Below are 24,869 nucleotides of genomic sequence, written 5' to 3'. Positions count from 1 at the left end.
TGTAAAAAATGATATCAATATATAAACATAAAAAACACGTATGCAGCCTAATTGGTGTACTGTTACTTACTATAGGCGCAATTGCACAGCAAGATGCGCAATATACGCAGTATATGTACAATACAATTTCTATAAACCCAGCTTATGCTGGTTCTAGAGGTGCATTAAGTATTGCTGCATTACACCGTTCACAATGGGTTGGTTTAGATGGTGCTCCTGTTACACAAACATTTAACATTCACGCTCCTGTTTCTGCAAAATCTGGTTTAGGAATTTCTGTTATTAATGATGAAATTGGTAATGGTACTAACCAAGACACCTATATAGATGCCTTATATTCCTATACAATAAAAGCATCAGAAAAAGGGAAAGTTTCATTTGGATTAAAAGCTGGTGGTCATTTTTTAAATATAGATCACAATAAATTAAGAGCTAATAACCCTACAGTTGTCACACCAGATAATGGCGTAGACAAACAATTTTCTCCAAATTTTGGCGCTGGTATTTATTACCACGAAGATAAATTTTATGCGGGTTTATCTATTCCTAATTTTTTAGAAACAAAACATTTTGATGAGTCGTCTACAAGCACATCATACATTGCAGAAGAACAAGTAAACTGGTATTTAATTACAGGTTATGTTTTTAATTTAAATAGCGATTTAAAAATGAAACCCGCTACCCTATTAAAAACAACTTATGGCGCTCCGCTACAAGTAGATGTTTCTACTACGTTTTTATACAAAGACAAATTTTCTATGGGTGTTGCTTACAGATGGGATGCCGCTTTAAGTGCTCTTATTGGCATACAAGCCACACAAAGATTAATGGTAGGTTTAGCCTATGACAAAGAAACTACTGCCCTTGGAGGCACTACTTTTAACGATGGCTCTTTTGAGGTTTTTCTTAGATACGATTTTAAATCTAAATTTAGAAACGCACTAACTCCAAGATTCTTTTAATATGAAAATACATAAAATTATAATTGGTAGTTTTTTATTAGCTATAACCCATTTTACTGCAATTGCACAAACAAAACAGTTAACAGAGGCAGACCGCCTTTTTAATACCAAAGCATATGCACTTGCAATAGATGCTTATACTAAAGCAATAGAAAAAGGGGAAACATCTATAGATATTTATAAAAAATTAGGTGATGCTTATTACCTAAATGCAAACTATAAAGAAGCTGCTAATTGCTATGCTAAACTAATAACACCAGACCTTAAAAATTCTGATTCTGAATATTTGTTTAAATACGCACAAACACTTAGGTCTACTGGTAATTACACAGAAGCAGATAAAATAATGCTTCAATTTAACGCTATTAAAAATAAAGATTTAAGAGCCTCTAAATTTATTGAAAAGCAAAACTATTTAGAACGCATCAAAAACATAGCACAAAAATATATTCTAACCAATTTAGAGTCTAACTCTGTAGAGTCAGATTTTGCTCCATCTTTCTATAAAGATACCTTAGTTTTTTCTAGTGCTAGAGACACTGGTTTTTTAATAAATAATGTACACGAGTGGAACAATAGGCCATTTTTAAATTTACATACTGCAAAAAAAGACAGTTCTAATTTTATGTACCTTGGTAGTTTTGCTAAAGAATTAAATACTAAAACACACGAGTCTTCTACTGCATTTACTAAAGATGGCAAAACTGTATATTTTACAAGAAATAACTCAGAAAATGGTAAATTTTCTCCAGATAAAAACGGATTAAGTAGACTTAAAATTTATAAGGCTACATTAGAAAACGGAAAATGGGCAAATGTTACTGAACTGCCTTTTAATAGTGATGAGTATTCTGTGGCCAACCCAACGTTAAATTATGAAGAAGACAAACTTTATTTTGCTTCAGATATGCCTGGTACGCTTGGTGCTTCAGATATTTTTGTTGTAGCTATTAATAGTGACGGAAGCTTTGGAACTCCGCAAAATTTAGGCGCTAACATTAATACCGAAGGCAGAGAAACGTTCCCTTACATATCTGAATCTGAAACCTTATATTTTGCTTCAGACGGACACCCTGGCTTAGGTGGTTTAGACATTTTTTACATCAACCTACAACAAGAAAATGCTGAGGTTGCTAATATGGGAAAAGGTATAAATAGCAAACAAGATGATTTTTCTTTAATTGTAAACGAATCTAAAAACGAAGGATATTTTGCTTCTAACAGACCAAAAGGTAAAGGTAGTGATGACATTTATACCTTTATTGGTGATCCTCCGCTACAATCTTTAAATGCAAAAATTAATGGTATAGTAATAGATAAAACAACCAAACAACTTGTTGCAAATGCTACTGTAACTATTTATGATTATGAAAATAATAATTTAATAGAAACCGTAAGTGATGAAAATGGTGCCTTTACAACAGCTCTTAACTTACCTGAAAAAAAATACCGATTTATAGCTAAAAGTAATGGTTATACAGATGCTGTAAAATATATGTACTCTCCTAAAAATGAAAACAAAATTGAAGAAGTAGTTTTGGAGTTAAGCAACTCTAAAGAAGCAACTTCTGTAGGCTCTGACTTGTCAAACTATTTAAAATTAAAATCTATTTATTTTGATACAAATAGTTCGTATTTAAGAGTAGAGTCTTACCCAGATTTAGACAAAGTTGCTAATTATATGTTAGAAAACCCAACAGTAGTTATAGAGGTTGGTGCACATACAGATAGTACAGAAAGTGATACCTACAATTTATGGCTATCTAACAGAAGAGCAAAATCTACCGTAAAATATCTTGTATCTAAAGGTGTAGATGCTAGTAGAATAACAGGTATTGGTTTTGGTGAGTCTCAACTACTTAATAAATGTAAAAACGGTGTAAAATGTTCCAATGAAGAACACGCAGTTAACAGGAGATCAGAATTTATAATTATAAACAAATAAATATAAAAAAAGGCCAGAAATACTACTATTTCTGGCCAAACAAAACTTACTAACACACTTGGTTTAATTAACTTTAAACTCAAATATTTGTGAATTGGAACTGTTATTCTCATGGTCTGTTGTTACAACTTGCCAATAGTAAACCGTTCCTGAACTTACAGTATGCTCTAAAAAAGCATCTGTAGTTGTACCTATACTTGTAGCTGGTGGTGATGTTGTTGCTACAAAAACTTCATAGTCTTTAATATCATTATCTACATCTGTACCACGCCAACTTAAAGTTACTTTATTATTAGACGCAGAAACTGTTTCTCCTATCTCTGGTGATATTGCTTCTGCCATAAAAGGTGCATAATTTACAATTCCGTCTCCTGCCAAATAAAATTTCCATTCGTCACTTTCTGCAGTTTCTGTAGTTGTACTAGATTTAGAAACAACATACCAAGAGTAAGGTTCTCCCTTGGTTAAAGTAATATCTGTTGTTTCTGTTGTTGCTAAAAATGTATTTACTTGTTGGGTTGCTAAATTTTTAAGCACAACACTATAACTATCTGCATTAGGTGCTGTTTGCCAGGTAAATGTTACTGTAGCCTGCGTACTGTTTATAGATACGCCAGTTAAACAAACCTCATCATTTGCAGGTAAACTTAATACTGCTTCTGCTGGTGGAAAAACTTCTGGCTCAGACGGACTATCATCTCCTCCTCCGCCACAACTTGTTAAAAGTATGGCTATTATAAATCCGTATATTTTAAAATACTTTGTATACATTACTTAATAATTTTAAATGTTTTACGTATAGTTTTCCCTTTTACAGTTACTACATATTTACCCTTTTTTAAGGCTGAAGTAGCAATTGAAATTTCTCTATTAGCATCTACCTCTTTTGTGTTAGACTCTAATTGCCTTCCTGTAAAATCATACAAAGTGTATGTTACATTTAAGTCCTTACCAGCACAATACACTTTTAACTCTGTTTGTACTGGGTTAGGAAAAAACCTAACCTCCTCAGATACAAAAACCTCTTCAGTAAACTTACCCTGACAATCTATTCCTGTTTCTGCAGAAATTCTATTCATTCCTGGTTGTAAGTTTAAGTTAATATTGTTTTCTGTGGTTTCATACGTAACGCCATTTATGGTTACAAAATAAACATCCGCTCCTTTAAGGGTTAAACTAGCACTTTTATCAGAAGTATTTATTTTAGAAGAAACCGATAAATCTTCTGGTTCTGAAATAAGTACCGTAAAACACTGCTCATAACCAGTTTCACCATCAATAGTAAAACAAACAGTATACGTGCCTGCATTTAAATTTTCTAAGCTAAATTCTGTTGTAAAATCTTCAGTAGAAGAAAAACCACTAGGACCGGTTATAGATACCGTATAATTTAAATTTTCTGTAGTAGTAATAGCAATTTTTCCGTTGTTAGCATCTTTACAAGTTTCACTAACTGTAGCTATTTGATAGTTGGTAACTGGCAATGTAAACAAGCTGCATCCGGTAACATCTACAGTAGTACCAATTGGAGTATTTGGGCAGGCGTCATCTGCATTTGCAACACCATCACTATCCAAATCATTAGGGTCTACAAAAGGTTTATCTGCATAAATTACAAACTCACCTGCTTCTAAATTTAAGTCTGTAGCGGTTGTTGTTACCTCTAAAGGAGTATTTTTTTCTAATAAATTATACCACGTACCAGTTTCTTGAAAATCTGCAGTTATGCTTTGAGCAGACATTCCAAAATTACCTAAAACAACAATATGCTTTATTTGGTCTGTTGTAGCACTCTCTAATGTTAAATGAATCCTTTTTAATCCGCTAGCATTAGATGCATCAACAGTAAAATTAGTAGTGCTAAATACTTCTGCTTTTTTCTTAAGGTTGATAATCTTGCTCCAGCTATTGTAAACTGCTTTTCTATTAGGGTTATTTGCATACTCCCATAAAATTGGTTTGTTGCCTACTCTACCATTTTCTTCAATAGAAATATCATACCCTAATTCTCCAAACTGCCATATCATTTTTGGTCCCGGAACTGTAAAGAAGAATGCTCCTGCCGTCTGCAAACGCGCTAAAGCAGTATTTAAATTTTTAGTAGAATAATTACCTTCTTCATTACCAAAGTTTAAACTCTTGTAAAGCAATCGTTCCTCATCATGGCTTTCCATAAAAGATACTGCAGAGGCTTGCTTAAATCCTTTTTGAGCATAAGACACACCAGAAAAATTAGACTTTCCGCCTGTATTATACCCCATTAAAGCCTCGTTATATGCCTCTGTTTGTTTGTTCCAAAGTAAAATGCCTTTGCCTTCTGCAACTCTATAATCTGCCCACTGCTCTTCTTCTGTTATACCTCCTAAATGTTCAAAAATGATATAAAAATCATCATTTACTTCCCATTGGTCATCTGCATATTGTTTTAAGACATCTACCCTATCTTGCTGATATGCATTGGTACAACTCTCGTCATTTGCAGTACAATTTTGAGTAAATCCTTTTGTTAAATCCCATCTAAAACCATCTAAATTATATTCCTCTATCCAATATTGAGCAGTACGTTTAACATACTCTTGTGTAGCTGTAGATTGGTGATTATAATCGTTAAAAACACTATAAGAATGCTTTGCCTCATCATTAAAAAATGGATTATCTGCAGTAACCTTACCGCCTAAACCACCATTGCTATCATTCCATAACCTAAAATATGGGTTTTGACCACTAGCGTGATTGTAAACTACGTCTAAGATTACAGCAATACCTCTACTATGGCATTCATCAATCAAACTTTTAAAAGCATCTTTTGTGCCATAATATTTATCTAATGCCATATGAAAAGACGGATTGTATCCCCAACTTTCATTACCATCAAACTCACTAACAGGCATAAGTTCTATTGCGTTTATTCCTAATTTTTGTATATAGTCTAACCTGTTTTCTAAAGCTTCAAAAGAATGCAACGCATCAAAATCTCTAAGTAATACCTCATAAACTACTAAATCTGTTTTATCTGGAGCAACAAAATTTGCTGTTTGCCAATTATAATCTGCATCACCAGTACGCAAAATGGTAACAGCTTCTGTTGTTAAATTTGTTGGGTAAGCAGGTAAATTAGGATATGTAACCTCATCTATATATTGATCTGAGTATGGATCTAAAACTAAAGTAGAATAAGGATCTGCTACATTAATTTCAAAATTTACCAAATATTGATACATATGATTGGTTTGTGGCGTTAAACCAGTTAACTCTATCCAAAACCTATCTGTAGCACTATCTTTTTTCATTAGATAGTTATTGTTTATTTGCCAATTATTAAAGTCACCAATAACGTGCACAAAATCTTTTAAAGGAGCATATAAAACCAGGGTTGCTTTTGTAGCATCTAGCGGATCTAAATTTATACCGTCTAACATACCAGCAGGTACTGGAGCTTCCTCTACTGTTGGTGAAACTACAGCATTAAATGTTGCCAATTTAGTTTCTGTGTCATTAGTAACCTCTAAACTAAAATTAGTATTTTCTGCTATGGTATACGTATAACTATATGCAGTAATTGCTGTTTGCGTGTCTACTATTACATTATTTGCTTTTAAAACAAATGTTGCGTTTATAGAAGAAGTAGCCTCAATAGATAAATTATCTCCAGAATTTAATACGGTTGTAGTTTCTGTTGGTGAATTTAAGTTAAATTGAAACGTACCAACATTAAAAATATAATCTTGTGTTTTTTTATCTCCGTCGCCATTTTTAGCTTTTATTAGCATTCCTATTTGTCCAATATTAGTTCTATTAAAAAAACTAGATGGAGTTAAGACAAAACTATAAGTACCGTCTCCATTAGCGGTAAGTTTTTGGTCTTCGCTAGAGTTTGTCCAGCTACCATTTGTAGGAGAATCCTGAGAGTTTTCACCGTCTGCATCTAAGGACCAAGCCCATAAATATACATCTGATACACCCCAAGTAGACACATCTAAATTAGAAACAGTAATGGTAATTTCTTCATTTTCTCCAAAAGTATCTGGAGAAACCGAATAAGTTACATTTTGCTGTTGAGCAAAACCTAGCGTAGTAAAAAACAAAAAAAGAAGTAGTAACGTTTTTTTCATAGTCAGTTATTAAAAAAGGGTTGCACTATGTGCAACCCTTTTAAGTTTATTTACTTTATTCTATTACTATTGTAGGAGAAGCTTCATCAGAAAAATCTATGGTAACTTTATATGTACCAGCAACAACACTAATATTATTGTCATTTTCCGTGTCCAATATTCCGTCTGATTCTAAATCACCATAACTTGTATCCCAAGCATCATTAGCTCTAACCTTTATTTCCCCGTCTACTAAGTCAATACTATCTATAGTCCACACGCCAGGATTAGCAAAATCTGGAGTGAATTTAGTATCTGGTCCGTCCCATCCGTTAGGAGTAGCAGAACCAACTAAGCCCCAAATTGTAGTTTCTTCTAATGTATACTCTAAAGTATTAAAGTTAACCGTTAATAAGTAATAGCCAGCAGTAACAGCAATATTATTGTCTGCGTCTGTATCTAATACACCATCTAAGTTTCCGTCACCATAGCTAGTATCCCACTTATCGTTCATTCTAACTTTCATTTCACCATCAATTAACTGAACTACAGCCTTAAAAGTATCTGTATTATAGTCATACGCTAATTTTACGTTAGGACCATCCCATCCGTTAGGAGCTGCACTACCTACAATACCCCAAAAGTATTCTTCAATAGTATAAGAATTATCACTTAAATTAATAGTAACTTTATAACTACCTGCTTCTGCAATAACAATATTGTTATCTGGGTCTGCATCTAAAATACCATCTAAGGTAGCATCACCTAAATCTCCTCCCCATGTATTGTTTTCTCTAAATTTAATTTCACCGGCAATAAGGTTTGCATAAGAAACAATAACATCTGGTGTTTCTGTTGTATAAAAAGGAATATCTGGTGTTGCACCCCAATCATTAGCTGCAGAACCTACAATACCCCAAGAAGACATTTCTATGCCACTACCTGCTCCAGTATCTTCTGGTAGTACAACATTTAATGCTGTTACTTCAGAAAAGCTTTCTGGAGCATTTTCTGCACCATCACCAACATAAGCTCTAACTCTAAAATACAATACACCTGTATTTGGCATATCTGCAGTACTAGGGTCATTATCTAAACCAGCAATTGTAGCCAACTCTAACATCTCTTCTACTGTAACTGCCTTATTGTTATTTGGTGTAGAACCTAGTTCTAATACTTCTGCAAAATCTTCGGTAGCAGAACCTTGTAAATCATATGCATTGGGCGTAGCAATACCAAAGTCTGGCGAGTTCCAAACAAAGCGTTCTGCTACGTTTGCCTTAGTTTCATCAGTTAAAACATATTCATTTAAAAACGTGCTAGTAAAAGCTACATTTTCAGATGGTGTTTGTGCGGTGTATATTAAATTATCATCGTCTTCACAAGAAGATAAGCCTGCAACAGCTAGGATAAATAATCCTATAATTTTTAAATTTTTCATAGTTATGGTTTTTAGTTATTTAGTATCCGTTGTTTTGTTTTAGGTTTGGATTTGCTTCTAAAGCCTGTAAAGGAATAGGAAACAATTTATATGTATCTGGTATTGATGTACCTTCTAACACCCCACCTTTCCAAGGCCATAGGTATGTGCTACCTGTAAATTTGCCAAAACGGATTAAGTCTGTTCTTCTGTGTCCTTCTAAGTTTAGCTCTCTACCTCGTTCATCCAAAATAAAATCTAGTGTTAAATCTCCTGCGCTAATTGGCTCTGCATTGGCTCTTTCTCTAATTTGGTTTACGTATCCTAATGCTTCGCCTAAATTTTGATTTGTTCTAACAGCACATTCTGCAAACATTAAGTAAGCATCTGCTAGCCTAAACAAAGGAAAATCTGTACTAGAAAAAGGTGTTGGAGCTGTTGAAGGTGTTAAAGCATTAGTATTTCTAAACTTTATTGGAGGGTAACCATCTGTCCAAGTTTTATAATCATTCATTTCATATGAATGGCCCTCTGTAAAAAACAAGCTAGCTCTTTCATCTGTAGAAGTTTCTAAATCTCCATACAAACCGTACCAACCTTTAGAAGCTCTATGTCCTCCCCAACCATCTGTTAATCCATAGTCTGCTAAAGTCATAGTTTCTGAACTACTAGAGCCATTAACAATATAAGTAGTATTACCGTAGCTTTGACTAGTTACTGCGTCTGCAATTAATGGTAATATTATTTCTGGTGATGTATTATTATCTGCAGAAAATATACTTACATAGCTATCTGCTAAACTGTATCCACCATCTGTAATTACTTTATTTATTGAAGTTAGTGCTTCTGCAAACTTATCTGTACCTGTGTATACTTCTGCATTAATGTACAGTTTAGCTAGTAACATATTACCAACAGCCTTGTTTGCTCTACCATAGTCATTAGAATCTGGTAAAGTTTCAACAACATCTAGTAACTCTGACTCTACATAAGCAAATAACTCTGCTCTTGTAGCTTCTGGTAATGGGGCCGAAGATCCAAAGTTTTCTTCTGTAGCCAGTACACCTTTCCCAAAAGTATCTATTAAGTAGTAGTATGCTAAAGACCTTAAAAAACGTACCTCAGCAATTACCTGTTCTTTACCTTCTGTATCTACATTATCTAATACAGATAATAAGTTATTACATTGCGGAATTGTATAATAAATTCTGTTGTAAAGGTATCTAAAGAACTTATTATTTTCATCCCAGTTAGTTGTAGTTGTAAGTTGGTCTAAACCATCATCTCCCCACCTGTTTTTAATACCGTCTGCAGTAAAATCTTGTAAATTTACAATCCCTCTTAAAAAAGGAGATTCACCTGCATCATCACTAATATCTGAACTACCTGGACCATCTGGACCAGATAAGGCAAAAGAACCATATAATCTAGAAACAATACCTTGTACAGCATTAGGATCTCTGTTAATTAATTCTTCTAAAGTTAATTCTACTAGTGGATCTGTATCTAAATCTTTTGTACAACTTATGTTAACTAACATAGTTATACCTAGAAAAGCTATTATAATTTTTTTCATAATCCTAAAAGTCTAAATTTAATCCCAAGGTAAATACTCTAGGTCTTGGGTAGAAATTGTTATCTATTGAGTTAAAATTCTCAGGGTCTTGTCCGCTATAATCACTTATAACAAAAAGGTTATTAGCAGCACCATATATTCTTAAAGAAGTATCTTTTAAGAAATTAGGTACTCTAAAACCAATAACAATGTTTTCCATTCTTAAAAAAGAAGCATCTTCTAAGAAATAATCTGAGAAAGGAATATTACCCTGCACATTTGCAAAAGAAGTGGTAGCTGCATCAGAATTAAAATCCAATACATTACTTAAACTATTACTATTGTTTGGTATAGCTCTATCAATCCAACCAGAAGTTAACCTTCTTGCGTTGTATACTTGACCTCCTAATTGTCCTCTAAAGCTAGAACTTAGGTCCCAGTTTTTATAGTTAAAATTAAGACCAAAACCAAAAGTCCAATTAGGCCTTAATGTTTCATAATATCTATCATCATTATTTATAACATTATCACCGTTAATATCTACAAATGCATTAGAAATAGGATCTCCATTTGTGTCATAAACCTGCTTAAATACCCATGCAGAATATGGTTGGTAACCTACAGCATGGTATGCTAAACTTACTCCTGTACCTGTTGGTAAACCAGACTCTGCCGCAGTAATTCTAGTTACATCTTTTAAACTAGTAACCTCAGATCTATTGTACCCAACATTTGAATTAAACTCTAAGGTAAAATCTTCTGTGCTAATAGGTCTTAAGTTTAAATTTACTTCAAAACCTTTACTCTCTGTTTCACCTACATTTTGTACAAATGCATCTGATAATGCTTGCCCAGGAGGCACAGCTGTTCTTGCTAGTAAATCTTTTGTTTGTTTTTGATAAAAATCTACAGAACCAGAAACAATTCCGTTTGCAAATAAATCAAAATCTAAACCAACATTGTATGTTGTTGTTTTTTCCCAAGTTAAGTCTGGATTAAATGCTTTAGCAGAGTATAAGTTTACTCCACTTAAGTACTGACTAGTAGTAGAACCAATAGTAAATAATGGTGAAGACGGGTAATAACCAACAGCGCCAGTAATATCTTGCTGTCCTGTTTTACCTGCTCCTAACCTTAATTTTAGGTCATTAATAACATTAGAGTTTTCTACAAAACCAGCATTACCAATTTTCCAAGCAACCGCTGCCGCAGGAAAATATCCCCATCTATTTTCCTCTGTAAATAATGAAGAACCATCTGCTCTAAAAGATAATGTTACTAAAAACTGTTCTGCTAAATCTATATTTGCTCTTCCAAAGTAAGATTGTAGGTTTAGTACATTATAATACCTATTATTTAAATTGTTGGGATTTATTAACTCTTCTCTTAAACCTGATTCATCATTGTATCTGTATTGAACAGATGTTCCATCATTTTTAAAATTTTGGTAAGAGTAACCTCCTTGTACTTCAAATCTTTTTACAAAGCCATCAAACTCTTTAGTATAAACTAAGTAAGCATCTAGTGTTGTATTTGTAATATCTTGATTTTCTGTATAATTAACACCTGGATTAAACAAATAATTGGTATTAATATCTGTATCTGCGTTATTAAACCTGTAAGTAGCAATAGAATTATCTAAAAACCTTTCTTCAATGTTTGCCTTAGATGCTTCTAAACCTAAATTTAAAACTGCTCTTAATTCTGGCAAAGCATGTAATTTGTAATCTAGTTCTATATTTCCTAAAAAACGTTTTACTTCTTCTGGCCTTTCTCTTTGTTTTAATAATGCCAAAGGATTACTCTGGCCATCTAGCAATAATCTATTACCATCTACAATTGTATTTTGGTAAAATCCTCCAAAACGGTTGTTTGGGTTTACATCAAAAACAGGCTTTGTAGGATCCATATTTACAGCCCCTCCTAAAGCACCGCCTTCATCAATAGCATTTTTTTCAGAATATAATCCTTTAGCATTTAAACTTACTTTTAAGTGATCATCAAAAAAAGTTGGTGTTAATTTGGCAGATAAACTAACTCTTTCATAATCGTTAGTTTTAACTACACCACCAGTATTTGTGTAACCTATAGAACCTCTAAAAGGAATTTTACCTCCTAAATTTGCTCTAGCACTAAAGTTTGTGTTTGTAGATATTGCTGTTCTATAAATTTCGTCTTGCCAATCAGTATCTGAAAGTATTCTTCCTTCTATACCTGGAGTAGCCAAATTATCTGTAACATTTGTACTAGGATCATCTATACCTAATAAATTAGTGTAAGTTGGGTGGTATTGCTGAATATAACTAACGTATTGTTGACTATTCATTAAGTCTATAGAGTTAGCAACATTACTAACAGACACGTCTGATGAAAAGTTAAACTTAACTTCGCCAGATGTACCCTTTTTAGTAGAAATTATAATAACACCGTTAGAAGCTCTAGAACCGTATATAGCAGTAGCAGAAGCATCTTTTAAAACACTAAAACTTTCTATATCATTAGGGTTTATTAGAGACAAAGGGTTGCCTACACCAGCAGGGTTAGTATTATCTACTGGAATACCATCTATAACTATTAATGGACTATTGTTTGCAGATAATGAAGAACCACCTCTAATTCTAATATTTGGTGCTGCATCTGGTTGCCCACCGTTAGATGTAATACGTACACCAGCCATTTTACCAGTTAACAATTGGTCTGCAGAAACCACAGAGCCCTGGTTAAAGTCTTTAGATGATAACACATCTACAGAACCCGTTAAATCTTCTTTTTTGGCACTACCGTAACCAATTAGTACAACCTCATCTAGTAATTCTGTAGATTCTGTCATTTCTACATTTAAAGTACTAGAAGTAACTTTCACTTCTTTAGGATTATAACCAATAGAAGTAAATAAAAGTACATCACCCATATTTACATTTCTAATTTCGTACAATCCGTCAAAATCTGAAATAGATCCGTTTGTTGTTCCTTTTACAACAACATTAACTCCTAATAATGGAGCTTTTGTTACATTGTCTGTAATTTTACCAGATACTGTTTGTTGTGCAAAAAACAGCAGTGGAAAAAAAAGAAACACACCTAAAAAGATGTTTTTTAGTTTATTCATAAAGTTAGTTTGAGTTAATAATTTGATTAAAACTTAACACATTTTTATATTTCGCTCAGTGAAAGTATAAGCTTAACTTTAATTTAACAAATCTACAGAGTTACGCAACGCGTTGCATGTTAACAACTTTATCAAAAAGTGTGTTTTTATCATAAAAAATGACTCCAATTTTAATAGATTGTTATTTATTTGCTATTAAAAATTAGGTATTATCAATTTAGAGTTAATACTTAATTGATGTTTACAAACGTTGTATCTTTATATTATGAAAGCCAAAATTACCATAAAAGACATTGCAAAAGAGCTAGGTGTGTCTTCTTCTACAGTATCTAGAGCATTAAAAAATAGTCCAGAAATTAGTGAAGAAACACGTAAAAAAGTTAAAGCCTTTGCAGACTTGTATCATTACAAGCCTAATATGCTTGCTCAAAAATTACGTAATAATAAAACTATGGTAATTGGCGTAATTATTCCAGAAATTGTGCATCATTTTTTTTCTAGAGTTATTAGTGGTATTGAAAAAATTGCTAACGGCAGAGATTACAATGTTATGATATGCTTATCTAATGAATCTTATGAAAAAGAAAAGTTAAACATACAAATGATGGCTAATGGAAGCGTAGATGGCTTGCTTGTTTCTATAGCTAAAGAAACCTTAGAAAAAGGCGACTTTGAGCATTTTAATGAATTAAAAGATTACAATATTCCCTTAGTTTTATTTGATAGAATTTCTGATAAAATAGATTGTGACAAAGTTATTGTAGACGACATTGGAGGTGGCTACAAAGCAACCAAACATTTGCTTAATGTTGGTTGTAAAAAAATAGCTATATTATCTACTCCAGACCACGTAAATGTTGGTGCATTACGCACAATTGGCTACAAAAGAGCTTTAGAAGAAAAAGGAATTGCTATAGATGAAAATCTTATTTTTAAAGTAAACGACAACTCTAGCATTACCAAACAAATAAGCACATTTATGCACAACTCTAATTTAAGTTATGATGGTATTGTTGCTGTAAATGAAATTTATGCTGCAAATGTTATAAAAATAGCTAAAGAAAAAGATTTACAAATTCCTAATGAACTTTGTGTTGTTGGGTTTACAGACGGATTAATATCTTCATTCTCAACACCTTCTTTATCTACAATAGACCAACACGGTATTACAATTGGCGAGCACGCTGCAGAATTATTGTTAGATCGTATTCAAAACAAAACAGCAAATAAAGAATACCAACGTAAAGTTATTTCTACCGATTTAATTGTTAGAAAATCATCAGAAAAAAATACAGTTTTGTAATCTGTATTAAAAATTTTATATCTTTACCCCATCAAAATATTAAACTTAACACTTAATATTTTTACACTTCGCACCCTATACACGCCACACTGACACAAAAACTGGCGCTGTATTTTTATACTAAATATTTACATTATGGAAAAACAGAAACTTGGTTTCTGGCAGATCTGGAACATGAGTTTCGGGTTCCTGGGAATTCAATTTGGATTTGCCCTACAAGGCGGTTTTATGTCCAGAATTTTTCAGACGCTAGGTGCAGAAAAAGATGCTATACCTCTTTTATGGATTGCCGCTCCTTTAACAGGACTGGTTGTACAACCAATTATTGGTTATTTAAGTGACCGTACTTGGAGCGCACGTTGGGGAAGAAGAAAACCTTATTTTTTAATTGGTGCTATTTTAAGTTCCCTAGCTTTATTTTTAGTACCACACTCTCCTGTTTTGTGGATTGCCGCTGGTTTTTTATGGATTTTAGATGCGTCAATTAATGTTTCTATGGAACCTTTTAGGGCTTTAGTAGCAGATAAATTGCCAGACTCACAACGCTCTTACGGTTTTGTTATACAAACATTAATTATTGGTATTGGTACTTGGGTTGCCAGTAATTTACCCTGGATGGTATCTAAACTTGGTGTAAGTGATGCTGCTCCTTCTGGAGTGGTACCAATGTCTGTAAAAGTAGCATTTGCCATAGGTGCGGTTGTATTTTTAATTAGCATACTGTACACCATATTTACTACATCGGAGTATCCGCCAGAAGATATGGAAGAATTTAAAAGAGAAAAGGCTAAAAAAAATCAGTTTATTTCAGATATCATAAACAATATTGGCAATATGCCTTCTACTATGAAAAAGTTAGGTGTAATTCAGTTTTTTAGCTGGTTTGCCTTTTTTACAATGTGGAGTATGGCTAACCCAGCACTAACAGAACACGTTTTTAATACACCTGCTCCAGTAGAGGCTAATTATAATATGGAGATAGCTGAAGATTTACTTGCTTTTAATACTACTAATGAGGCGTTCCAGAAATCATCAAACTTAGTAGGTTCTTATATGGGAACTTATGGTTTATCATCTATGGCATTTGCCCTAATATTAGTATTGTATACTTCTAGAAAAAGAATCAATAGAAAAATAGTACATATGTGCTCTTTAATTATTGGTGGTGTTGGCTTTTTGTTAATGTATTTTATTCCGTCTCCAGAATATTTAACCTTATGTTTTATACTAATTGGCTTTGCTTGGGGTAGTATTTTATCTATGCCATATGCTATGCTTTCTAGTGCTGTAGACCCTAAAAGAATGGGGGTTTTTATGGGCATTTTTAATATGTTTATAGTTATACCTCAAATTATTGCTGCTATAGGTGGCATAAATATTATCTCTAATTTATTAGGAGAAGGCGCTATAAATGCAATGATTATTGCTGGTATAAGCTTAATTATTGCTGGTTTATGCAACTTCTTAATTACCGAAAAAAGTGCAATTTCTTATCAAACAATAGAAGAATAAAATGAAAAGAAAAGGATTCATATTTGACCTAGATGGCGTTATTGTAGATACAGCCAAATACCATTTTTTAGCTTGGCAAAAACTAGCTAATTCTATTGGTGTTGAATTTACTCATGAACAAAATGAGCAACTAAAAGGTGTTAGCAGAGTAAAATCTTTAGAAAAAATACTTAACTGGGGTAATATTACTCTAGATAACGAAGAGTTTACTGGCTTAATGGCTAAAAAAAATGAAGATTATTTACTGCATATAGAAAAAATGGACGCTTCAGAAATTTTACCAGATGTACCTAGAGTTTTAGAGCTTTTAGAAAAAGAAAAACAAGGTATTGCTTTAGGTTCGGCAAGTAAAAACGCAGAGGTTATTTTACAAAAAGTACATCTAATACAAAAGTTTAGTGCCATTATAGATGGTAATGGGGTTACTAAAGGTAAACCAGATCCTGAGGTGTTTTTAAATGCTGCAAAGGCACTTTCTATAGCTCCAGAAAATTGTATTGTTTTTGAAGATGCCACTGCTGGTATTAAAGCCGCCAATGCTGCAAATATGATTAGCATTGGTATTGGAGATGCTTCTGTTTTATATGAAGCAGATTACGTTTTTAAAGATTTTACAGAAATCTCATCAGACTTTATACAAGAATTAATAAAAAAATAAGGTAGATACTAACTTACTAAAAGTACTATTTACAAGAATCAATAGCATAAGAAATTATGAATCAAGATTATATCATACCAAACAACTGGTCTATCATAGAAGAAGGTTTTAATACAGACAGAGTTAAATCTTCAGAAAGCTTGTTTAGCATTGGAAACGGTGCAATGGGACAAAGAGCAAATTTTGAAGAATACTACTCAGGACCAACGTTTCAGGGGAGCTACATTGCGGGTGTTTATTACCCAGATAAAACTAAAGTTGGTTGGTGGAAAAAAGGGTATCCAGAGTATTTTGCAAAAGTATTAAATGCTCCAAATTGGATTGGTATTAACGTGCAAGTTAACGGAGAAAATCTGGATTTATTTACGTGTAAAGTAGATAATTTTAAGAGAGAGTTAAATATGCAAGAAGGTTGGCTGTCTAGAACTTTTACCGCTACCCTAAAAAATAATGTAGTTGTTACTGTAAAAACAAAACGCTTTTTAAGTTTAACTTTAGATGAAGTTGGTGCCATTAATTACACTATTACTCCTGTAAACGTAGATGCAACAATAACGTATAGTCCTTATTTAGATGCAGGCATTACCAATGAAGACACCAACTGGGATGATAAATTTTGGGAAATAACTAGCATAAATTCTAAAGACAATAAAGCATTTATAGAGGCACATACTTTAAAAACAGAGTTTAACACCTGTACTTTTATGGAGTCTGAGTGTTTTTTAAATGATAAAAAAACAGATATTACTCCTAAAATAGAAAAGCTAGAAAATAAAATCACATACAATTACACTGCAGATGTAGATGCAAAATCTTCTTTTACTATACACAAATTTGCTGGGTATACTGTAGATAGAAACCACCCTAAAGACAAGCTTATTTCTGCTGCTACAAAAGCTTTAGAAAAAGCTACTTCTACTGGTTTTAATGCTTTATTAGAAGCTCAAAAAAATGCATGGGCAACAATCTGGGAAACATCAGATATTACCATTAACGGTGATGTTAAAGCGCAGCAAGGTATCCGTTTTAACATTTTTCAGTTAAACCAAACATATTTAGGTACAGATGCACAGCTAAATATTGGACCTAAAGGTTTTACTGGCGAAAAATATGGCGGTAGTACGTACTGGGACACAGAGGCTTATTGTTTGCCTTTTTATATGGCTACTAAAGACCAAAATGTTGGTCGTAATTTATTAGCATACAGATACAATCACCTAGAAAAAGCAATAGAGAATGCAGAAAAGTTAGATTTTTCTAACGGAGCTGCATTGTACCCAATGGTAACTATGAATGGCGAAGAATGCCATAACGAGTGGGAAATAACTTTTGAGGAAATACACAGAAACGGTGCCATTGCTTTTGCTATTTACAATTATTACAGATACACGGGAGACTACAGTTACATTCCAGAAAAAGGATTAGAAGTTCTTATTGGTATAGCACGCTTTTGGCACCAAAGAGCTACTTTTTCTACCAAGCAAAATAAATATGTTATTCTTGGTGTTACTGGCCCTAATGAGTATGAGAACAATATAAATAATAACTGGTATACAAACTATATGGCGCAATGGTGTATTAATTATACCGTAGAAACTATTGCTAATATTAAAGAAAATTATGCTTCAGATTATGATCGTATAATGTCTAAAGTTAATTTAAATTCCGATGAAATTAAAAAATGGAAAGACGTTGCAGATAATATGTATTTTCCGTTTTCTGAGGAGCATAATGTATTTTTACAACAAGACGGTTTTTTAGATAAAGAACTAACTCCGGCTTCTAGCTTAAAAAATTCTCAACGCCCTATTAATCAGAAATGGTCTTGGGACAGAATTTTACGTTCACCATATATAAAACAAGCAGATACTTTACAGGGTTTTTATTTATTTGAAGACAATTTTACTATTGAAGAGATAGAGCGTCATTTTGATTTTTATGAACCTTTTACAGTACATGAAAGTTCACTTTCTCCTTGTGTACATAGTATTTTAGCCGCAAAGTTAGACCGTATGGACCAAGCATATAGTTTTTATTTAAGAACATCTAGACTAGATTTAGATGATTACAACAAAGAGGTAGAAGAAGGCTTACATATTACATCTATGGCTGGTACTTGGATGAGCATTATAGAAGGTTTTGGTGGTATGCGCGTACGCAATAACACTTTATCTTTTAGCCCTAAAATACCTAAAGAATGGGATGGTTATTCATTTAAAGTGAATTTTAGAAACCACACTATTAAAGTAAGTGTAACACAAAATAAAAATACTTTTGAACTATTAAAAGGAGAAGAGCTTACGTTAATGGTTAATGGTAAGTCTATAACTATTAATCAAAATAACTTAATTACCGCATAAAAACTATTTAAGCTATGAAAAAAGGATTTTTAAGTGTTTTTGTATTAGTTTTTGCTCTTTTTGTTTCTTGTTCTCCTAAAAAGGAACAGAAACAAGAAGAAGCTCCTATTACAGTTTCTAATGATATAGAGCGTGTAGAGCCTCCACATTGGTGGGTAGGTTTTAAAAACAACAAACTGCAATTATTGGTTAAAAATCCTAATATAGCCAATAGTACTCCAAAGATTTCTAAAACAGGTATTTCTATAAAAAAAGTAACTAAAGCAGATAGTCCTAATTATTTGTTTATTGATGTAGAGATTAGTGAAACAGCAAAAGCAGGCTTATTTAATATTGATTTTACATCTGAAGATGGCACTACAAAAACGCAAACTTATGAACTTAAAAACAGAGTTAAAAAAGCTGAAGATTATATAGGTTTTTCTAGTGCAGATGCAGTTTATTTAATTACTCCAGATAGGTTTGCTAACGCAGATACTTCTAATGACATAAATAGTTCTTTACTTGAGAAAAATATAGATCGTACAGATGACTATGCAAGGCACGGTGGAGATATTAAAGGAATTACTACACATTTAGAGTATATAGAATCCTTAGGTTATACAGCCATTTGGCCTAGTCCTTTATTAACTAATAATATGCCAAAACAATCGTACCACGGATATGCAATTACAGATTTTTATGGCGTAGATCCTAGGTTTGGAACTTTAGATGAGTACAAGCAATTAGCTATAAAATCTAAAGAAAAAGGAATTAAATTAATAATGGATCAAGTGGCTAACCATTGTGGGTTAGAGCACTGGTGGATGAAAGATTTACCATTTAAAGATTGGGTTAATTATCAAGACAAATTTATAAATAATAAACCTGTAACTATAGCAAACCACAAAAGAACAAGTAACCAAGACATATATGCCTCTAAAGCAGATAAAAAAGAAATGACAGACGGTTGGTTTGGTAATCATATGCCAGATCTTAACCAACGTAATCCTTTTTTAGCAACTTATATTATTCAAAATAGTATTTGGTGGATAGAGACTTTAGAGTTAGGAGGTATTCGTCAAGACACATATCCTTACCCAGATAAAGACTTTATGGCTAATTGGGCTGGAACTATTATGGATGAATATCCAAATTTTTCAATAGTAGGAGAAGAATGGAGTTACAATCCTTTATTAATTGCATATTGGCAAAAAAATAATCCTAATAAAGATGGTTATGAGTCTAACTTAACCTCTACAATGGATTTTGCTATGCAAAAAAATATTATAGACGCTTTAAACGAAGACGAAACTTGGGGAACAGGATTTATAAAAACATATGAAGGATTAGCTAATGATTTTGCATATCAGTCTCCTATAGATATTATGGCTTTTTTAGACAACCATGATATGGACCGCGTTTATACTCAACTTAATGAAAATATAGAAAACACAAAAATGGCTGTTGCTTATTTAGCATTGCTACCACGTATTCCTCAGTTTTATTACGGTACAGAAATATTAATGCAGAACACTGCTAAACCAGGAGATCATGGATTAATACGAACAGATTTTCCTGGCGGATGGGATACAGATACAACAAATGCATTTACCGGTAAAGGCTTAACTAATAATCAAAAAGAAATGCAGCGTTTTATGAGTAACCTGCTAAATTTCAGAAAACAAAGCAAAGCCATACACAAAGGAAAAACCATACATTTTGCACCTCAAAATGGTATTTATGTGTTATTTAGAATTTTAAATAATGAAATAGTTACCATCATTTTAAATAAAAATGAAGATCCATACCAATTAGATCTTTCTAGGTTTAAAGAGGTTGGTTTAGATGGTAAAAAAGTAACCAATATTTTTACTGGCGAAACTTTAGTTTGGGACAATAATATAACACTTCCTAAAAAAGGATGTTACATACTAACTACCAATAAGCTAAAAAAATAATGAAACTAATATTATATATTTTTATACTAGGCTGTTTACTTTCTTGTACAAACAAACAAAAAACTGAAGAAGTAAAAACTAATTTACCATTTGCTGAAGTAGAACAAATAAATTTAGCTAGTGGAAAACTGGTAAGGCTAAATAATATAGCGTCTAAATACATAACACCTAGACCAGTAGATGTTTGGCTACCTAATAATTATACTACCAAAGAGGAATATGCTGTTATTTATATGCATGATGGCCAAATGTTGTTTGACAGTACCACAACATGGAATAAACAAGAATGGAAAGTAGACGAAGTAGCTGCTAAATTAAATAATGATAAAAACATTAAAAAATTTATAGTTGTTGCTGTACATAATATAGCGGAATTAAGATGGCAAGATTTGTTTCCAAAAAAAGCAATAACAAACAACGTAAGCGCCATAAACAAATCATTAGTACAAGATTTTAAAAACGATAATTTTGATATTGACAAGCTTACTGGAGACCAGTATTTAAAATTTATAGTTACCGAGCTAAAACCAATAATAGACACATCATTCTCTGTAAAAAAAGATGCCAAAAATACATTTGTTATGGGATCTAGTATGGGAGGTTTAATGTCTATGTATGCCATATCAGAATATCCAAATATATTTGGCGGAGCTGCTTGTTTATCTACGCATTGGCTAGGCTTTAAGCCTATGGATAATAATGTGCTACCTAATTTAATTTTTAAGTATGCAGCATCTAATATACCAGACTCTAAAACACATAAATTGTATTTTGACTATGGCACAGAAACTCTAGATGCTTACTACCTAAAATATGCAAACACTGTAGATAGCATTTATTTAAAAAATGGCTACACACAAAAAAATTATAAAAATCTAAAATTTGAAGGCGAAAACCATAGTGAAAACTCTTGGCAAAAACGCATAAAAATACCACTAACTTTTTTACTTAAAACAATTAAAAATGAAAAAAATAATTACAATTTTATCCTTATTTGCAGTAGTAATATCCTGCAAGGAAAAAGTTAAAAAAGAAGAAAACAATGTAATTGTAGAAAAAGAACCAATTGCTGTAACAGAAGTTATGGAAGATGGTGTTATTTACGAAGCCAACATTCGCCAATACTCACCAGAAGGTACGTTTAATGCTTTTACAAAAGACATTCCTGTACTTAAAAAACTTGGAGTTAAAGTTATTTGGGTAATGCCAATTAATCCTATATCTAAAATTAAACGTAAAGCTACAGACGGACAGTTTACTAGCGATATTAAAGACGAAGAAGAGCGTAAAAAATACTTAGGTAGCTACTACTCAGTATCTGACTATAAAGCTATAAACCCTGAGTTTGGAACGTTTGATGACTTTAAAAATATGGTAACCACTGCACATGACAATGGTATTTTAGTTATTGTAGATTGGGTACCAAACCATACAGGTTGGGATCATCCTTGGATTACAGACCATCCAGAATATTACACTCAAAATGAACAAGGAGAAATTATAGATCCAATAAACCCAGAAACAGGAGAATCATGGGGATGGACAGACGTTGCTGATTTAAATTACGACAATGAAGAAATGCGTAAGGAAATGATTAGTGATATGAAATTTTGGGTAGAAAAAGCAGATATAGACGGCTTTAGAATGGATGTTGCACACAAAGTACCTGTAGACTTTTTTAATACCGCCATAAAAGAAATGAAAACTGTAAAACCTGTTTTTATGCTAGCGGAAGCTGAACAACCAGATTTGCTACAAAATGGTTTTGATATGCAATACGGCTGGGAGGTTCATCATATTTTTAATGAAATAGCTAAAGGTGAAGCCAACGTTACTAAGTTTGATGACTATATGGTAAAACTAGATACTATTTTAGAAGCAGATGACATTAATATGAACTTTGTTACAAACCATGACGAAAACTCTTGGAATGGTACTTTATTAGAAAGAATGCCAAACAACAAAGAAGTATTTACTGCATTAACATACCTTATGCCAGGAATGCCATTAATATATTCTGGACAGGAATATGATATGGCACACAGATTACGTTTTTTTGAAAAAGATACCATACCTAAAACTAAAGGTGAATATTTTGCCTTATTAGAAAAATTAGGTGAACTAAAAAATAGCAATTCAGCTTTAAATGGTGGTAAAAAAGCTGCAAATTACACTAGAATACAAACCTCTAAAAATGAAGCTGTTTTAGCTTTTAAAAGAGAAAAAAATAGTGAAACTGTATATTTTATAGCTAACTTAACTGATATAGAACAAAACGTTACTGTTAGTATTACAGGAGACTTTACTGATTATATTTCTAGTACTGATTTTAACATTAATGAAGAAAAAAGCTTAACATTAGCACCTTGGGAATACCATATTTTGACTGCTAAATAATAAAAATAACACGCATTAAAAAATCGCCAATTTTAATAAAAATTGGCGATTTTACTTTTTTAAATATACTTATAACGGAATATTACCGTGCTTACGTTTAGGTACGTTTACAACCTTATCCTCTAACATAGCCATAGCTTTTATAAGTTTTTTACGAGTATCTTTTGGCAAAATAACCTCGTCTATAAATCCTCTTTGGGCTGCACTATATGGGTTTGCAAAAGTATCTGCATACTCTTGCTCTTTTTCTGCAAGTTTAGCTACTGGGTCGTCTGCAGCTTGTATTTCTTTCCTAAAAATAATTTCACTAGCTCCTTTAGCTCCCATTACTGCTATTTCTGCTCCAGGCCAAGCATAGTTCATATCCGCACCTATATGTTTAGAGTTCATAACATCATATGCCCCACCATAAGCTTTACGCGTAATAACAGTTACTTTTGGCACTGTTGCTTCACTTAATGCGTATAATAATTTAGCTCCGTTAGTAATTATGCCATTCCATTCTTGATCCGTACCTGGTAAAAATCCTGGTACGTCTACTAGTACAACTAGCGGAATATTAAAACAATCACAAAAACGTGTAAAACGAGCCCCTTTTTTAGAGCTTTCTACATCTAATACTCCAGCCAAACTCATTGGCTGGTTAGCTACAATACCTATACTCCTACCTGCTAAGCGTGCAAAACCAACAACTAAATTATCTGCGTAATCTTTATGAATTTCAAAAAAAGATTCTTTATCTATAATTCCGTTTATAACGGTACGCATATCATAAGGCTGATTTGCATTTGCTGGAACCATAGTTTCTAATTCTTCTCTAATTTCATCACCCAAAGTATAAGGAAGCTTAGCTGGTTTATCCTCACAGTTTTGAGGCATATAGCTAATCATTTGCTTAATTTGGCTAATACATTCTATATCATTGGCAGCAGTAACGTGTGTTACACCAGATTTTGTAGCGTGTGTTTTTGCGCCTCCTAATTCTTCTGAGGTTACCTCTTCATTAGTCACTGTTTTTACAACATTTGGCCCAGTTACAAACATATAGCTAGAGTTTTCTACCATAAGTGTAAAATCTGTCATAGCTGGCGAGTAAACAGCACCACCTGCACAAGGCCCCATTATTGCCGAAATTTGAGGAATAACACCTGAAGACATTACATTTCTATGAAAAATATCTGCATAACCACCTAAAGAGCGTACACCTTCTTGTATTCTTGCTCCTCCACTATCGTTTAATCCAATTACAGGCACACCTATTTTCATAGCCATATCCATAATTTTACATATTTTTTCTGCGTGAGTCTCAGATAATGCACCGCCAAAAACAGTAAAATCTTGTGCAAAAACACAAACCTGTCTACCATTTATTGTTCCGTAACCAGTTACAACACCATCTCCATAAAACTGTTGTTTGTCCATACCAAAATCAGACGTTCTGTGGGTTACTAAAATACCCATTTCTTCAAAAGAACCTTCGTCTAACAAAAAATGAATACGCTCACGGGCAGTTAATTTACCTTTAGCGTGTTGTTTTTCTATACGTGTTTTGCCTCCACCTAATTTAGCTAAATCTATTTTAGACTGTAATATATTTTCTTTGCTTTGCTCTCCCAT

General features: G+C 32.8%; 15 protein-coding genes. 9 read left to right on the top strand and 6 right to left on the bottom strand.

The window, feature by feature from the left end:
- Positions 1 to 8: 8 nt before the first annotated feature.
- Both CELLY_RS12255 and CELLY_RS12250 read left to right on the top strand, forming a co-directional pair.
- The gene (locus tag CELLY_RS12255; RefSeq protein ID WP_013621995.1) at positions 9 to 962 is read left to right on the top strand and encodes a PorP/SprF family type IX secretion system membrane protein; all 954 of its coding nucleotides are present in this window, start codon (positions 9 to 11) and stop codon (positions 960 to 962) included.
- A gap of 1 nt (position 963) precedes the next feature.
- Positions 964 to 2,907, top strand: a complete 1,944-nt coding sequence (locus CELLY_RS12250) for an OmpA family protein (RefSeq protein ID WP_013621994.1) — start codon at positions 964 to 966, stop codon at positions 2,905 to 2,907.
- Between the two features lie 63 nt (positions 2,908 to 2,970).
- On the opposite strand, the gene CELLY_RS12245 is transcribed toward CELLY_RS12250, so the two are convergent.
- From CELLY_RS12245 to CELLY_RS12225, 5 genes are read right to left on the bottom strand one after another with little or no spacing between them, the layout of a single operon-like run.
- Positions 2,971 to 3,678, bottom strand: coding sequence for a hypothetical protein (locus tag CELLY_RS12245; RefSeq protein ID WP_013621993.1), 708 nt, complete (start codon positions 3,676 to 3,678; stop codon positions 2,971 to 2,973).
- Positions 3,678 to 7,019: an alpha-amylase family glycosyl hydrolase gene (locus tag CELLY_RS12240; RefSeq protein WP_013621992.1), complete on the bottom strand. Its 3,342-nt coding sequence runs from the start codon at positions 7,017 to 7,019 to the stop codon at positions 3,678 to 3,680. The genes CELLY_RS12245 and CELLY_RS12240 overlap by 1 nt, the downstream gene beginning before the upstream one ends.
- A 55-nt stretch (positions 7,020 to 7,074) precedes the next feature.
- On the bottom strand, positions 7,075 to 8,439 hold the full coding sequence (locus CELLY_RS12235; RefSeq protein WP_013621991.1) for a SusE domain-containing protein: 1,365 nt from the start codon (positions 8,437 to 8,439) through the stop codon (positions 7,075 to 7,077).
- 19 nt (positions 8,440 to 8,458) lie between these two features.
- Positions 8,459 to 9,994: a RagB/SusD family nutrient uptake outer membrane protein gene (locus CELLY_RS12230; protein WP_013621990.1), complete on the bottom strand. Its 1,536-nt coding sequence runs from the start codon at positions 9,992 to 9,994 to the stop codon at positions 8,459 to 8,461.
- 4 nt (positions 9,995 to 9,998) lie between these two features.
- Positions 9,999 to 13,082, bottom strand: coding sequence for a SusC/RagA family TonB-linked outer membrane protein (locus CELLY_RS12225; RefSeq protein WP_013621989.1), 3,084 nt, complete (start codon positions 13,080 to 13,082; stop codon positions 9,999 to 10,001).
- A gap of 265 nt (positions 13,083 to 13,347) precedes the next feature.
- Between CELLY_RS12225 and CELLY_RS12220 the strand changes: the two genes are divergently transcribed.
- The 7 genes from CELLY_RS12220 (at position 13,348) to CELLY_RS12190 (ending at position 23,252) form a co-directional block, all read left to right on the top strand.
- A complete protein-coding gene (locus CELLY_RS12220; protein ID WP_013621988.1) occupies positions 13,348 to 14,385 on the top strand; it encodes a LacI family DNA-binding transcriptional regulator in 1,038 nt (345 codons plus the stop codon).
- Positions 14,386 to 14,520: 135 nt separating this feature from the next.
- Positions 14,521 to 15,897, top strand: a complete 1,377-nt coding sequence (locus CELLY_RS12215) for an MFS transporter (protein WP_013621987.1) — start codon at positions 14,521 to 14,523, stop codon at positions 15,895 to 15,897.
- A gap of 1 nt (position 15,898) precedes the next feature.
- Positions 15,899 to 16,555 carry a beta-phosphoglucomutase gene (gene pgmB, locus CELLY_RS12210; RefSeq protein ID WP_013621986.1) on the top strand — a complete coding sequence of 219 codons (657 nt, stop codon included), beginning with the start codon at positions 15,899 to 15,901 and terminating at the stop codon, positions 16,553 to 16,555.
- 56 nt (positions 16,556 to 16,611) lie between these two features.
- Positions 16,612 to 18,915 carry a glycoside hydrolase family 65 protein gene (locus CELLY_RS12205; RefSeq protein WP_013621985.1) on the top strand — a complete coding sequence of 768 codons (2,304 nt, stop codon included), beginning with the start codon at positions 16,612 to 16,614 and terminating at the stop codon, positions 18,913 to 18,915.
- 14 nt (positions 18,916 to 18,929) lie between these two features.
- Positions 18,930 to 20,855, top strand: a complete 1,926-nt coding sequence (locus CELLY_RS12200; RefSeq protein WP_013621984.1) for a glycoside hydrolase family 13 protein — start codon at positions 18,930 to 18,932, stop codon at positions 20,853 to 20,855.
- Entirely contained in the window at positions 20,855 to 21,883 is a 1,029-nt protein-coding gene (locus CELLY_RS12195; protein ID WP_013621983.1) for an alpha/beta hydrolase, read from the top strand. The genes CELLY_RS12200 and CELLY_RS12195 overlap by 1 nt, the downstream gene beginning before the upstream one ends.
- Positions 21,819 to 23,252 (top strand): alpha-amylase family glycosyl hydrolase, encoded by a 1,434-nt coding sequence (locus tag CELLY_RS12190; RefSeq protein ID WP_013621982.1) that lies wholly within the window; start codon positions 21,819 to 21,821, stop codon positions 23,250 to 23,252. The genes CELLY_RS12195 and CELLY_RS12190 overlap by 65 nt, the downstream gene beginning before the upstream one ends.
- Positions 23,253 to 23,321: 69 nt before the next feature.
- Here CELLY_RS12190 and CELLY_RS12185 read toward each other — a convergent pair whose 3' ends face one another.
- On the bottom strand, positions 23,322 to 24,869 hold the full coding sequence (locus tag CELLY_RS12185) for an acyl-CoA carboxylase subunit beta (RefSeq protein WP_013621981.1): 1,548 nt from the start codon (positions 24,867 to 24,869) through the stop codon (positions 23,322 to 23,324).

The organism is Cellulophaga lytica DSM 7489, from assembly GCF_000190595.1.
Classification (GTDB): domain Bacteria; phylum Bacteroidota; class Bacteroidia; order Flavobacteriales; family Flavobacteriaceae; genus Cellulophaga; species Cellulophaga lytica.
The sequence above is the reverse complement of the archived record's forward strand: the minus strand, read 5'-3'. Positions and strand labels throughout refer to the sequence as shown.

Bases quoted from the DNA above. Each gene is read 5' to 3' on its own strand.
- CELLY_RS12190 (WP_013621982.1), top strand. From the start codon at position 21,819: ATGAAAAAAATAATTACAATTTTATCCTTATTTGCAGTAGTAATATCC.
- CELLY_RS12230 (WP_013621990.1), bottom strand. From the start codon at position 9,994: ATGAAAAAAATTATAATAGCTTTTCTAGGTATAACTATGTTAGTTAAC.
- CELLY_RS12245 (WP_013621993.1), bottom strand. From the start codon at position 3,678: ATGTATACAAAGTATTTTAAAATATACGGATTTATAATAGCCATACTT.
- CELLY_RS12220 (WP_013621988.1), top strand. From the start codon at position 13,348: ATGAAAGCCAAAATTACCATAAAAGACATTGCAAAAGAGCTAGGTGTG.
- CELLY_RS12185 (WP_013621981.1), bottom strand. From the start codon at position 24,869: ATGGGAGAGCAAAGCAAAGAAAATATATTACAGTCTAAAATAGATTTA.
- CELLY_RS12240 (WP_013621992.1), bottom strand. From the start codon at position 7,019: ATGAAAAAAACGTTACTACTTCTTTTTTTGTTTTTTACTACGCTAGGT.
- CELLY_RS12195 (WP_013621983.1), top strand. From the start codon at position 20,855: ATGAAACTAATATTATATATTTTTATACTAGGCTGTTTACTTTCTTGT.
- CELLY_RS12235 (WP_013621991.1), bottom strand. From the start codon at position 8,439: ATGAAAAATTTAAAAATTATAGGATTATTTATCCTAGCTGTTGCAGGC.
- pgmB (WP_013621986.1), top strand. From the start codon at position 15,899: ATGAAAAGAAAAGGATTCATATTTGACCTAGATGGCGTTATTGTAGAT.
- CELLY_RS12250 (WP_013621994.1), top strand. From the start codon at position 964: ATGAAAATACATAAAATTATAATTGGTAGTTTTTTATTAGCTATAACC.
- CELLY_RS12205 (WP_013621985.1), top strand. From the start codon at position 16,612: ATGAATCAAGATTATATCATACCAAACAACTGGTCTATCATAGAAGAA.
- CELLY_RS12225 (WP_013621989.1), bottom strand. From the start codon at position 13,082: ATGAATAAACTAAAAAACATCTTTTTAGGTGTGTTTCTTTTTTTTCCA.
- CELLY_RS12255 (WP_013621995.1), top strand. From the start codon at position 9: ATGATATCAATATATAAACATAAAAAACACGTATGCAGCCTAATTGGT.
- CELLY_RS12200 (WP_013621984.1), top strand. From the start codon at position 18,930: ATGAAAAAAGGATTTTTAAGTGTTTTTGTATTAGTTTTTGCTCTTTTT.
- CELLY_RS12215 (WP_013621987.1), top strand. From the start codon at position 14,521: ATGGAAAAACAGAAACTTGGTTTCTGGCAGATCTGGAACATGAGTTTC.